The 14,175-nt window shown below is 76.4% G+C and carries 2 protein-coding genes; both read right to left on the reverse strand.

What is annotated here, in order from left to right; translation table 11 throughout:
• Positions 1 to 54: 54 nt before the first annotated feature.
• A complete protein-coding gene (locus tag EKG83_RS49460; RefSeq protein ID WP_407690739.1) occupies positions 55 to 4,881 on the reverse strand; it encodes a type I polyketide synthase in 4,827 nt (1,608 codons plus the stop codon).
• Positions 4,878 to 14,159, reverse strand: a complete 9,282-nt coding sequence (locus EKG83_RS33145) for a type I polyketide synthase (protein ID WP_153278619.1) — start codon at positions 14,157 to 14,159, stop codon at positions 4,878 to 4,880. The genes EKG83_RS49460 and EKG83_RS33145 overlap by 4 nt, the downstream gene beginning before the upstream one ends.
• Positions 14,160 to 14,175 lie beyond the last annotated feature (16 nt).

Genomic DNA, 14,175 nt, shown 5'->3' on the forward strand with positions numbered 1-14,175 from the left:
TGCCGAAAAGCCTGGCCGGGAAAAGCCGGTAGGGAGTGACGCGCCTGGCGAAGCTCAGGCCATGCCCAGTTCGCGGTCGATGAAGTCGAAGACGTCGTCGGCCGACGCGCTCTCCAGCTTCTCGGCCACGGCGACGGGCGCGTCACCCGTCACGGTCTGGTTGAGCCGGCTCAGCAGGTTCTGCAGCCGGGTGGTGATGTGGCTCGCCTCGATCTCCGCGGCACCCAGGTTCGCCGCGGCGACCTCCAGCCGGTCCAGCTCGGCCAGCAGGGAACCGCCGCCCGCGGGCGCGCCGCCGTCCCCGACCAGCTCGCCGTGCAGCAGGTCGACCAGGGCGGCCGGCGTCGGGTGGTCGAAGACCAGGGTCGCGGGCAGCCGCGCGCCGGTCGCGCCGGCCAGCGCGTTGCGCAGCTCCACCGCGGTCACCGAGTCGAAGCCCAGGTCCTTGAACGCCCGCCCCGGCTCGACCGCGGTCGCGTCGGCGTAGCCCAGCACGGAGGCCACGTGCGTGCGCACGATGTCGAGCAGCAGCGCGCGGCGCTCGCCGTCGGGCAGGCCCGCCAGCTTCGCGGCCAGCTCGTCCTGCCCGGCCCCGTCGTCCTCGGCGGCGGCGGGCTCCAGCGCGGCCCGCGCCTCGGGGATGGCGTCGATCAGCGGGCGGCGGCGCGACAGCGCGTAGGTGGGCGCGAACCGCGCCCAGTCCAGGTCCGCGACGACCACGTGGGCCTCGCCGCGGTCCAGCACGCCCTGGAGCGCCGACACGGCCAGCCGCGGCTCCATCACGCCCACGCCGAGCCGGGCCAGGTGCTCGCCCGCCTCGCCGGAGGCCATGCCGCCGCCACCCCAGGAGCCCCAGGCCACCGAGGTGCCGGCCAGGCCGCGGGCCCGGCGGGTCCGCACCACGCCGTCGACCGCGGCGTTGGCCGCCGCGTAGCCGGTCTGCCCGCCCGAGCCCCACACGGCCGCGCCGGAGGAGAACACCACGAACGCGTCCAGCTCGCGGGCGCCCAGCAGCTCGTCCAGGTTCAGCGCGCCGGCGACCTTGGCGTGCCCGACCTCGGCGAAGTCCGCGACGGACACGCCGTCCAAACCGGACTCGCGGTGCATGGTGCCCGCCGCGTGGAACACCGAGGTGAGGTCCGGCAGGGTTGCCAGCAGGTCGCGCAGGGCCTCGCGGTCGGTCACGTCGCACGCGACGACCTCGGCCCGGCCGCCCAGCTCGGCCACCAGCTCCGCCGCGCCCGGCGCGTCCGCGCCGCGCCGCGAGGTCAGCACCACGCGGTCGGCGCCACCGGCCACCAGCCAGCGGGCCAGGTGCGCGCCCACGCCACCGGTACCGCCGGTCACCAGCACGGTGCCGCGCGGCTGCCAGCGGCCCTCGGCCACGCCGGCGGGCGCGCGGACCAGGCGCCGCGCCAGCACCCCGGCGGGCCGCAGCGCGACCTGGTCCTCCTCCCCCGCGTCCAGCACGCCGACCAGGCGCTCCACCACCAGGTCGTCCACGTCGACCGGCAGGTCGACCAGGCCGCCCCAGGTGTTCGGCCGGTCCAGGCCCAGCACCGTGCCGATGCCCCACAGCGCGCCCTGGTACGGGTCCGCGACCTCCTCGAAGTCGTCCACCGCCACGCCCGCCGAGGTGCCGAACCACAGCGGCGCGGTCACGCCCGCGTCGGCCAGGCCCTGCACCAGCACCACCGAGGCCGCGACGCCGCGCGACAGCGACGGGAACAGCGGGTGCGGCCGGGCGTCCAGGCCCACCAGGGACAGCACGCCGTCCGGAGCGGTGTCGCCCAGGGTGGCGCGCACCCGCTCCGCGATCGCCGCGCGGTCCGGCTCCTCCACCTCGACCCGCAGCACGTCCGCGCCGCGCGCGGCGAAGCCGTCGGCGACGGCGGTCACCCGCTTGTCGTCGCGCATCGACTCGGGCACCACCAGCAGCCAGGAACCGGCGAACAGCACCGGCACGTCCGGCTCGACCGGCCGCCACTCGACCCGGTAGCGCCACGAGTCCACGACGGACTCCTCGCGCAGCCGCGCCCGCCACGTGGTCAGCGCGGGCAGCACCTGCCGCAACGCCTGCTCGTCCACTGCCAGGTCGCCGGCCAGCGACTCCAGGCCGCCGTTCTCCACCGCGGCCCAGAACGCCGCGTCGGCCGGGTCGGCGGCCGCCGCGGGCGGCTGCTCGACCAGCCAGAAGTGCTGGTGGCGGAACGCGTAGGTGGGCAGCGGCACCACCGCGCCGCCGGGCAGCAGCGCGGTGAGGTCGGCGGCACCGCCGCGCACGTGCAGCTCGGCCAGCGAGCGGGTGAAGCGGGCCAGGCCGCCCTCGTCGCGGCGCAGCGTGCCGACCACGGCCGTGGGCTGCTCGCGGTCGTCCAGCGTCTCCTGCACGCTCATGGTCAGCACCGGGTGCGGGCTGACCTCGACGAACGCCGCGTGCCCGCGCTCGGCCAGGGTGCGGATCGCCGGGTCGAACGCCACCGTGGTGCGCAGGTTGGTGTACCAGTAGCGGGCGTCCAGCGCGGCGTCGGCGACCCACTCGCCGGTCACCGTCGACAGCATCGGCACCGCGCCCGCGCGCGGCCCGACCGGCGCGAGGTCGTCGAGCAGCCGCTGCTCGATCGCGCCGACCTGCGCGGAGTGCGAGGCGTAGTCCACGTTCACCCGCTTGGCGCGCACGCCGCGCGCGACCAGGTCCGCCACCAGCCCGTCCAGCGCCCCCGGCTCGCCGGAGACCACGACGGAGGCGGCGCCGTTGACCGCGGCGACCGAGATGCGCTCGCCCCACGGCTCCAGGTGCGGCCGCACCGCGTCGGCGGACAGGCCGACCGACACCATGCCGCCGTGCCCGGCCAGGTGCTCGCGGATGGCGCGGCTGCGCAGCGCCACCACCCGGGCGCCGTCGAGCAGCGACAGGTGGCCGCCCACCACGGCCGCGGCGATCTCGCCCTGCGAGTGGCCCACGACCGCGTCCGGCACCACGCCGTGGTGGCGCCACAGCTCGGTCAGCGACACCATGACCGCCCACAGCACCGGCTGCACCACGTCGACCCGGTCCAGCGACGGCGCGCCCCCGGCGCCCCGCGCCACCTCGACCAGGTCCCAGTCCACGAACGCGGACAGCGCCTCGGCGCACTCGGCCATGCGCGCGGCGAACACCGGCGAGGTGTCCAGCAGCTCGGCGGCCATGCCCACCCACTGCGCGCCCTGGCCGGGGTAGACGAACACGGTCTTGCCCGCCACGTCGGCCACGCCGGTGACCAGCGCGCCCGACGGGTCGCCGGCGGCCAGCGCGGCCACCCCGGCGGCCAGCGCGTCGCGGTCGGCGCCCAGCGCCACGGCCCGGTGCTCGAAGCCCGCCCGGGTGGTGGCCAGCGACCAGCCCAGGTCGCGCGCGGAGTACCCGGGGTTGGCGGCGAGGTGGTCGACCAGCCGCGCGGCCTGCGCCCGCAGCGCGTCGGCGGTGCGGCCGGACAGCACCCACGGCACCACGCCGGCGGGCTCGGGCACCCGCTCCACGGGTTCCGCGGCCGGTGCCTGCTCCAGCACCACGTGCGCGTTGGTGCCGCTGATGCCGAACGACGACACGCCCGCGCGCCGCGGCCGGTCGGACTCGGGCCAGGGCACCTCGTCGGTCAGCAGCGCCACCTCGCCGCGGGCCCAGTCGACCTCGGGGGTCGGCGCGTCCACGTGCAGGGTGCGCGGCAGCACGCCGTGGCGCAGCGCCAGCACCATCTTGATCACGCCCGCGACGCCGGCGGCGGCCTGCGAGTGGCCGATGTTGGACTTGAGCGAGCCCAGCCACAGCGGCTGCTCGCGGTCCTGCCCGTAGGTGGCCAGCACGGCCTGCGCCTCGATCGGGTCGCCCAGCCGGGTGCCGGTGCCGTGCGCCTCGACCGCGTCCACGTCGGCGGGCCGCAGGCCGGCGTCGGTCAGCGCGGCGCGGATGACCCGGCGCTGCGACGGCCCGTTGGGCGCGGTGATGCCGTTGGACGCGCCGTCCTGGTTGACCGCCGAGCCGCGCACCACGGCCAGCACCTCGTGGCCGTTGCGCAGCGCGTCGGACAGCCGCTCCAGCACCACCACGCCGGCGCCCTCGGACCAGCCCGCGCCGTCTGCGGCGGCGGCGAAGGACTTGCACCGGCCGTCGGCGGCCAGCGCCCGCTGCCGGGAGAACTCCAGGAACGTGGCCGGCGTGGAGATCACCGTGGCGCCGCCCGCCAGGGCCAGCGACACCTGGCCCGAGCGCAGCGCCTGCGCGGCCAGGTGGATCGCCACCAGCGACGACGAGCAGCCGGTGTCGACGGTCAGCGCGGGGCCCTCCAGGCCCAGGTGGTAGGCCACCCGGCCGGACACCAGGCTGCCGGCGCCGAAGCTGTTGGGGTAGTCGTGGTAGACCACGCCCGCGTACACGCCGGTCTGGGTGCCCTTGAGGCCCTGCGGGTCGATGCCGGCGTGCTCCAGCGCCTCCCACGCGGTCTCCAGCAGCACCCGCTGCTGCGGGTCCATCTCGGCCGCCTCGCGCGGGCTGATGCCGAAGAACCCGGGGTCGAACAGCGGCGCGTCGTGCAGGAAGCCGCCGCGCCGCACGTAGGTGGTGCCGGGGTGCTCCGGGTCGGGGTGGTAGAGCGCGTCCACGTCCCAGCCGCGGTCGGTCGGCATGTCCGAGATCGCGTCGGTGCCGGAGCGCAGCAGCTCCCACAGGTCGTCCGGCGAGGCGACCCCGCCGGGGTAGCGGCAGCCCATGCCGACCACGGCGATGGGCTCGGCCGCCCGCTCCTGCACCTCGCGCAGCTTCCGGCTGGTCTCGTGCAGGTCGGCGGTCACCCGGCGCAGGTAGTCGCGGAGCTTGGCTTCGTTGGACATCGGATCCCCGTTCACGCGTTGCCGAGCCTGTCATCGATGAACCGGAAGAGGTCGTCGTCGCTGCCGCCCTCCAGCAGGTCGGCGACGCTGACCTCGCCGTCCTGGCGCGGACCGCCGTCGGCGGCCTGCGCCAGGAGGGCCTTGAGCCGGTCGGCCACCTCGGCGCGCACGTCCTCGTCGAGGCCGCCGGCGAGCGCCGCCTCCAGCCGGTCGAGGTCGTCGAGCACCGGCGAGCCGTCGGCGGGCGCGAGCTCCAGCCGCAGCTGCTCGGCCAGCACGACCGGGGTGGGGTGGTCGAAGACCAGGGTCGCGGGCAGCCGCAGCCCGGTCTCCGCGGCCAGCGCGTTGCGCAGCTCCACGGCCGTGAGCGAGTCGAAGCCGGACTCGTTGAACGCCCGCTCCGGGTCGACCGCGTCGGCACCGGCGTGCCCGAGCACGATCGCGACCTGCGTGCGCACCAGCTCCAGCAGCAGGGCGAGCTGGTCGGCCTCGTCCAGGCCCACCAGCCGCGCGGCCAGGCCGGTCGGGTCGGCGGTCTCGGCCGGCCCGGTGTCCTCGGTCAGCGCGGCCCGCGCCTCGGGCACGGTGTTGAGCAGCGGGCGCGGCCGGGCCAGGGCGTAGGCCGGGGCGAACTTCGCCCAGTCCACGTCCGCGACGACCGCGTGGGCCTCGCCCCGGTCGAGCACGCCCTGGAGCGCGGCGATCGCCAGCCTGGGGTCCATCAGGCCCAGGCCGAGGCGGGCGAGCTGGCCGGTGGCGTCGCCCGCGGCCATGCCGCCGCCGCCCCACGAGCCCCAGGCCACCGAGGTGCCCTCCAGGTCGCGGGCCCGGCGGTGCCGCACCAGCGCGTCGACCACCGTGTTCGCCCCGGCGTAGCCGAGCTGGCCGCCCGAGCCCCACACGGCCGCGCCGGAGGAGAACACCACGAACGCGTCCAGCTCCCGCTCGCCCAGCAGCTCGTCCAGGTACAGCGCGCCGGCGACCTTGGCGTGCCCGACCTCGGCGAAGTCCGCCAGCGACACGTCGTCGATCCCGGACTCGCGGTGCATGACACCGGCCGCGTGGAACACCGACCGCAGGTCGGGCAGCGAGCCCAGCAGCTCCGCGAGCGCGTCCCGGTCGGCCACGTCGCAGGCCACGACCTCGGCCCGGCCGCCCAGCTCGGCCACCAGCTCCGCCGCGCCCGGCGCGTCCGGGCCCCGCCGCGAGGTCAGCACCACGCGGTCGGCACCGCCCGCCACCAGCCAGCGGGCCAGGTGCGCGCCCACGCCACCGGTGCCACCGGTCACCAGCACGGTGCCGCGCGGCTGCCAGCCGGCGCCGGTCGGCGCCCCCGGCGCCCGCACCAGCCGGCGGCCGAAGACGCCGGACAGCCGGACCGCGAGCTGGTCCTCGTCACCGCCGCGCAGCACGCCGGCCAGCCGGTCGAGCACCCGCTCGTCGGCCATCAGGCCGGGCTGGTCGGGCAGGGTGGGCTCGGCGGGCAGGTCGACCACGCCGCCCCAGGTGTTCGGCCGGTCCAGGCCCAGCACCGTGCCGATGCCCCACAGCGCGGTCTGCCGCAGGTCGCCGGGCCGGTCGAACCGGTCCACGGCCACCGCGCCCACCGTGGCGAACCACAGCGGCGCGGTCACGCCCGCGTCGTCCAGGCCCTGCACCAGCGCGATGGAGGCGGCCACCCCGGTGGACATCGCCACCGACAGCGGGTGCGGCCGCTCGTCCAGGGCCAGCAGGGACAGCACCCCGTCCGGGGTGGTGCCGGCCAGCGCGTCGCGCACGGCACCGGCGACCGCGGCCCGGTCGGGCTCGGTGACCACCACGCGCACCACGTCCGCGCCGCGCGCGGCCAGGCCGGCGACGACCGGTTCGGCGCGGTCGTCCGCGGGCACCGCCACGAGCCAGGTGCCGGACAGCAGGCCGGGCGTCTCGGGCACCGACCGCCACTCGACGCGGTAGCGCCAGGAGTCCACGGTGGACTCCTCGTTCAGCCGGTTGCGCCACGACGACAGGGCGGGCAGCACCTCGCCCAGCGCGCCGGCGTCCACCGACAGGTCCTCGGCCAGCTCCTCCAGGCCGCCCTGCTCCACCGCGGCCCAGAACGCGGCGTCCGCGCCACTCGGGCCGGTCGCCGCGACCGCGGCCGGCTCCGGCAGGTCGATCCAGTAGCGCTCGTGCTGGAAGGCGTAGGTGGGCAGGTCGACCCGCCGCGCGCCGCGGCCGGCGAAGAACGCCGCCCAGTCCACCTCGACGCCGTGCGCGAACGCCCGCGCCACGGCCGTGGTCAGCGCCGTGACCTCGTCGCGGTCGCGCCGCTGGGTGGCCACCCGCACACCGTCCACGTCCGCCATGCCGGTGAGCACGCCGTCCGGGCCGACCTCCAGGAACCGGGTCACGCCCTGCCGCGCCAACGCCGTCACGCCGTCGTGGAACCGCACCGCCTGCCGCACGTGCCGCACCCAGTAGTCGGCGGCGGTCAGCTCGGTGGTGACCAGCCCGCCGGTCACGTTCGACACGACCGGGAGGGCGGGCGCGGAGAACGCCACCCCCTCGGCGACGCGGCGGAACTCGTCGAGCATCGGCTCCATCAGCGGCGAGTGGAACGCGTGCGACACGCGCAAACGCTTGGTACGACGGCCTTCCAGCTTCGCCGCCACCTCGTCGACCGCGTCCGCGTCACCGGAGACGACCACGGCCTTCGGCCCGTTGACCGCCGCGATGCCGACCCGGTCGTTCAGGAACGGCAGGACTTCTTCCTCGGTGGCCTCCACGGCGAGCATCGCGCCACCGGCCGGCAGCGCCTGCATCAACCGGCCCCGGGCCTCCACCAAACGGCACGCATCCGCCAGCGAGAACACCGCGGCCACGTGCGCCGCCGCGATCTCACCGATCGAGTGACCCGCCAGGAAGTCCGGCCGGACACCCCACGACTCCAGCAACCGGAACAACGCCACCTCGAACGCGAACAACGCCGGCTGACTGTTACCCGTCTGGTTCAACAACTCCTGGTCATCACCGAACACCACGTCCGCCAACGGCAGCTCGAAGTGCCCGCACACCTCGTCGAACACCTCGCGGAACACCGGGAACGCCACCCGCAACTCGCGCCCCATGCCCACCCGCTGCGAACCCTGACCGGTGAACAGGAACGCGGTCAGGCCACCGCCCGCGACCCCGGTCACCACGCCGGGCGCGGCCGTGCCCGCGGCGACCGCGCGCACGCCGGCCAGCAGCTCCTCGCGCGAGGACCCGACGACCACGGCCCGGTGCTCCAGCGCGGCCCGCGTGGTGCCCAGCGAGAGGCCCACGTCGACCGGCTCCGCGTCGGCGGCCCGCCCGACCAGGCGCGCGGCCTGCTCGCGCAGCGCCGCCGCGCCCCGCGCGGACACCGGCCACGCCACCACGTCGGTGGCCACCGCCACCGGTTCGACGTGCGGGGGTTCGTCGGCGGGCGCCTCCTCGATGATCGTGTGCGCGTTGGTGCCGCTCACGCCGAACGACGACACGCCGATGCGGCGGGGCGTCTCGCGCGCCGGCCACGGCCGCGCCTCGGTCAGCAGCTCGACCCGGCCCTCCGCCCAGTCCACGTGCGAGGAGGGCTCGGTGACGTGCAGCGTCCTGGGCAGCAGCCCGTGCCGCAGCGCGAGCACCGACTTGATCACGCCCGCGACGCCGGCGGCGGCCTGGGCGTGGCCGATGTTGGACTTGATCGAGCCCAGCAGCAGCGGGGTCTCGCGGTCCTGGCCGTAGGTCTTCAGCACCGCCTGCGCCTCGATCGGGTCGCCCAGCGAGGTGCCGGTGCCGTGCCCCTCGACCGCGTCCACGTCGGCGGGCCGCAGGCCCGCGCCGGCCAGCGCGGCGCGGATGACCCGCTGCTGCGACGGCCCGTTGGGCGCGGTCAGGCCGTTGGAGGCGCCGTCCTGGTTGACCGCGGTGCCCTTGACCACCGCGAGCACCGGGTGGCCGTGGCGGCGGGCGTCGGACAGCCGCTCCAGCAGCAGCACGCCCGCGCCCTCGGCCCAGCCGGTGCCGTCGGCGCTGTCGGAGAACGGCTTGCACCGGCCGTCGGGCGCCAGGCCGCGCTGCCGGGAGAAGGCGATGAACGGCGTCGGCGTGGCCATCACCAGCACGCCGCCGGCCAGCGCGAGCGAGCACTCGCCGCTGCGCAGCGCCTGCGCCGCCAGGTGCAGCGCGACCAGCGACGACGAGCAGGCCGTGTCCACCGACACCGCCGGGCCCTCGAAGCCGAAGGTGTAGGACACCCGGCCGGACAGCACCGCCGCGGACGTGGCCGTGGCCAGGTACGCCTCGACCTCCTCGGGCGCGTGGTCGAGCAGGTCCGCGTAGTCCTGCCCGCCGGTGCCCAGGAACACGCCGACCCGCTTGCCCTGCAACGCCTTCGGGTCGACGCCCGCGCGCTCCACGGCCTCCCAGGACAGCTCCAGCGCCAGCCGCTGCTGCGGGTCCATCGCGGTGGCCTCGCGCGGGCTGATGCCGAAGAACGCCGCGTCGAACGCGCCCGCGTCGTGGACGAAGCCGCCCTCGTGCACGTAGCTGGTGCCGGGCCGGTCGGGGTCGGCGTCGTAGAGCGCCGCGCCGTCCCAGCCGCGGTCGGTCGGGAAGTCGGAGATCGCGTCCACGCCGTTCGCGACCAGCTCCCACAGGTCCTCCGGGGAGCGCACGCCGCCCGGGTAGCGGCACGACATGGCCACGATCACGATCGGGTCGTCGTCCACCGGGGCGGCAACGACCTCGACCTCGGCGGGGGCCGCGGAGCCGATCAGCTCCTCGCGCAGGAACCTGGCCAGCGCCACCGGCGTCGGGTGGTCGAACACCAGGGTCGCGGGCAGCCGCACCCCGGTGGCCTCGCCGAGCCGGTTGCGCAGCTCCACGGCGGTCAGCGAGTCGAACCCGAGGTCCTTGAACGCGCGACCCGGTTCGACCCCGGCGGCGTCGGCGTAGGCGAGCACGGCGGCCACGTGGGTCCGGACGATGTCCAGCAGTGCGCGGTGCTGCTCGCTCTCGGGCAGCGTGGCCAGCCGGTCGGCCAGCGCCGACTCCGCCGGGGTCGGGCTCGCGGCCCCGCGGTCGAGGTCGAGCACGTCGCGGACCTCGGGCAGGGCGTGCAGCAGCGGCCGGGGCCGCGCCGCGGAGTAGGTGGGCGCGAACCGCGCCCAGTCGATGTCGGCCACCACCAGGTGGGACTCGTCGTGGTCCAGCGCCTGCTGGAGCGCGCCCACGGCCAGCTCCGGCGCCATGGGCGGGATGCCGTGCCGGCGCAGCTGCTCGCCGACCTCCTCCTCGTCGACCATGCCGCCGCCGCCCCAGGTGCCCCAGGCCACCGAGGTGACCGGGGCGCCGCGGTGCCTGCGCCGGTGGGCCAGGGCGTCGAGGTGGGCGTTGGCCGCGCCGTAGCCGGCCTGCCCGGCCGAGCCCCACACCGCCGCGCCGGAGGAGAACAGCACGAACGCGTCGACCTCGCGGTCGCCCAGCAGCTCGTCCAGGTGCTCCGCGCCCGCGACCTTGGCCCGGCCGGTCTCCACGAAGTCGGCCAGCGCGATGTCGCCCAGGTGCGCCTCGTCGGGCAGCACGCCCGCGGCGTGCACCACGGTCAGCGGCCCGTCGGGCAGCGACGCCAGCAGCGCGGCCACCGAGTCGCGGTCGGCCACGTCGCACGCGGCCAGCGTCACCTCGGTGCCGGCGGCCTCCAGCTCGGCCTTGAGGTCGGCCGCGCCGGGCGCGTCCGGGCCCCGCCGAGAGGTCAGCACGACGTGCCGGGCGCCCCGCTCGGCCAGCCAGCGCGCCACGTGCGCGCCGACGCCGCCGGTGCCGCCGGTGACCAGCGCGGTGCCGCGCGGCGCCCAGTCGCGGCGGGCGGCGCCGGTCAGCGGCGCGTGCACCAGCCGCCGGCCCAGCACGCCGGTCGGGCGCACCGCGACCTGGTCCTCCGCGCCGTCGGCGAGCACGTCGCACAGCCGCTCCAGCAGCGCGCCGTCCCAGTCCGCGGGCAGGTCGACCGCGCCGCCCCAGGTGAGCGGGTGGTCCAGGGCCAGCACGCCGGCCAGGCCCCACACCGACGCCTGGGCGGCGGACGCGGGCACCTCGAACGGGTCGACGGCCACCGCGCCGGCGGTGACCACCCAGGTGGGCGCGGACACGCCGGCGTCGCCGAGCGCCTGCACGAGGGTGACGGTGGCCGCCACGCCCGCGGTGGTGGTCGGGTGCAGCGGGTGCGGGCGCTCGTCCAGCGCGGTCAGCGCCAGCACGCCGGCCAGGTCCGGCACGGCCCGCTCGCGCAGCAGCGCGGCCAGCGCCTCGCGGCCGGACCCGGCGGGGTCGAGGGTGGTCACGGTGGCACCGCGGGCGGTCAGCCGCTCGGCGACCGCGGCGGCGCGCTCGTCGGCGGCGCCCACCAGCAGCCAGGTGCCGGTCAGCAGCGCCCCGGTGGGCCTGCCGGTCGGCCGCCACACCACGCGGTAGCGCCAGGCGTCCAGGGTGGCCCGCTCGCGGCCCCGGGCCCGCCACGACGCCAGCGCGGGCAGCACCCGGGCCACGTCCTCGCGGTCGACGCCGAGCAGGTCGGCCAGGTCCGCGTTCTCCACGGCGCGCCAGAACTCGGCGTCCTCGCCCTCGGCGGCGGGCGCGGCCGGGACGGACTCCAGCCAGTACCGCTGCTTGCGGAACGCGTGGGTGGGCAGCTCGACGCGCGTGCCGCCGGGGTGGACGGCCGCCCAGTCGGGCGCCAGGCCGTGCGCGTGCAGCCGGGCCACCGCGCAGGCGAACGCGGTGACCTCGTCGCGGTCCTTGCGGCGGGTGGCGGCCAGCACGGTGGTGTCGGGGTCGAGGAAGCCCTGGGCCATGCCGGTCAGCACGCCCTCGGGCCCGACCTCCAGGAACCGGGTCACGCCGCGCGACTGGAGGAACCGCACGCCGTCGTGGAACCGCACGGCCTGCCGCACGTGCCGCACCCAGTAGTCGGGCGAGCCGAGGTCGTCGGCGGTCTCGCCGGTCACGTTGGACACCACGGGGGTGTGCGGGGCGTGGTAGGCGATCCCGGCGGCGACCGCGTGGAACTCCGCCAGCATCGGCTCCATCAGCGGCGAGTGGAACGCGTGCGAGACCTGCAACCGCTTGGTACGACGGCCTTCCAGCTTCGCCGCCACCTCGTCCACGGCCGCCGCGTCACCGGACACGACCACCGACGTGGGCCCGTTCACCGCCGCGAGCCCGACCCGGTCGTTCAGGAACGGCAGCACTTCCTCTTCGGTCGCCTCCACCGCGAGCATCGCACCACCAGCGGGCAGCGCCTGCATCAACCGACCACGCGCGGCCACCAGCTTGCAACCGTCCTCCAACGAGAACACCCCGGCCACGTGAGCCGCCGCGATCTCACCGATCGAGTGACCGGCGACGAAGTCCGGCTTCACACCCCACGACTCCAGCAGCCGGAACAACGCCACCTCGAAGGCGAACAACGCCGGCTGGCTGAACCCCGTCTGGTTCAACAACTCCTGGTCATCACCGAAAACGACCTCGCGCAACGGCAGGTCGAAGTACGAGCACGCCTCGTCGAACGCCTCCCGGAACACCGGGAACGCCGCCCGCAGGTCGCGGCCCATGCCGACCCGCTGCGAACCCTGCCCGGTGAACAGGAACGCGGTCAGGCCGCTGCCCTCGACGCCGGTCTCCACGTTCGGCGCCGGCGTGCCCGCGGCGATCGCGCGCAGCCCGGCGACCAGGTCGTCCCCGGTGGCGCCGACGACCACGGCCCGGTGCTCCAGCGCGGCCCGCGTGGTGCCCAGCGAGTAGGCCAGGTCCAGGTCGCGGGCCGACGAGCCGGCCGCGAACGCCGCCAGCCGGGCCGCCTGCGCGGCCAGGTCGTCCGCGCCGCGCCCGGACACCGGCCACAGCCGAACCGGGAACTCCGCGACCGGCTCGGCGGCCTCAGCGGGCTCCTCGGCGGGTGCCTGCTCGATGATGGTGTGGACGTTGGTGCCGCTGATGCCGAACGACGACACACCGGCCCGCCGGGGACGCCCGGTCTCCGGCCACGGCACCGACTCGGTCAGCAGCGAGACCCGCCCGGCGTCCCAGTCGACCTGGTCGCTGGGCTCCTCGGCGTGCAGGGTCCGCGGCAGCACGCCGTTGCGCATGGCCATGACGACCTTGATCACGCCGGCCACGCCCGCGGCGGCCTGCGGGTGGCCGATGTTGGACTTGATGGAACCCAGCAGCAGCGGGGTCTCCCGGTCCTGGCCGTAGGTGGCCAGCAGCGCCTGCGCCTCGATCGGGTCGCCGAGCACGGTGCCGGTGCCGTGCGCCTCGACCGCGTCCACCTGCGCCGGGGACAGCCGCGCGTTGGCCAGCGCCTGCTGGATGACCCGCCGCTGCGACGGGCCGTTGGGCGCGGTCAGGCCGTTGGACGCGCCGTCCTGGTTCATGGCCGAGCCGCGCACGACCGCGAGCACCGGGTGCCCGTTGCGGCGGGCGTCGGACAGCCGCTCCAGCACCAGCACGCCGGCGCCCTCGGACCACGCGGCGCCGTTGGCGCCCTGCCCGAACGAGCGGCAGCGGCCGTCGGGCGACAGCGCGCGCTGCTTGCTGAACTCGACGAACAGCTGCGGGGTCGCCATCACGGCCACGCCGCCGGCCAGCGCCAGCGAGCACTCGCCGTTGCGCAGCGCCTGCGCGGCCAGGTGCAGCGCGACCGACGAGGACGAGCAGGCCGTGTCGACGGTGACCGCCGGGCCCTCCAGGCCGAAGGTGTAGGCGACCCGGCCGGACGCGATGCTGCCGGAGGTGGTGCTGTCGGCGTAGTCGTGGTGCATCACGCCGGTGAACACGCCGGTGGCCGTGCCCTTGAGCGCGGCGGGCGGGATGCCGGCGCGCTCGAATGCCTCCCAGGTGACCTCCAGCAGCAGCCGCTGCTGCGGGTCGGTCTCCAGCGCCTCGCGGGGGCTCATGCCGAAGAACACCGGGTCGAACTCGGCCACGTCGTGCAGGAAGCCGCCCTCGCGGGTGTAGCTCTTGCCCGGCTTGCCCGGCTCGGGGTCGTAGACGCCCTCCACGTCCCAGCCGCGGTCGACCGGGAAGCCGGAGATCGCGTCCACGCCGTTCGCGACCAGCTCCCACAGGTCCTCCGGCGAGCGCACCCCGCCGGGGTAGCGGCAGGCCATCGACACGATCGCGATGGGCTCGGACTCCCTGGCCTCCAGCTCGCGCACGCGCCGCTTGGCCTGCTGGAGGTCGGCGGTGGCCCGCCGGAGGTAGTCGCGGAGCTTGTCGTCGTTCGACATCGGTGTTCCACCCATT

This window comes from Saccharothrix syringae (genome assembly GCF_009498035.1).
Lineage (GTDB): Bacteria > Actinomycetota > Actinomycetes > Mycobacteriales > Pseudonocardiaceae > Actinosynnema > Actinosynnema syringae.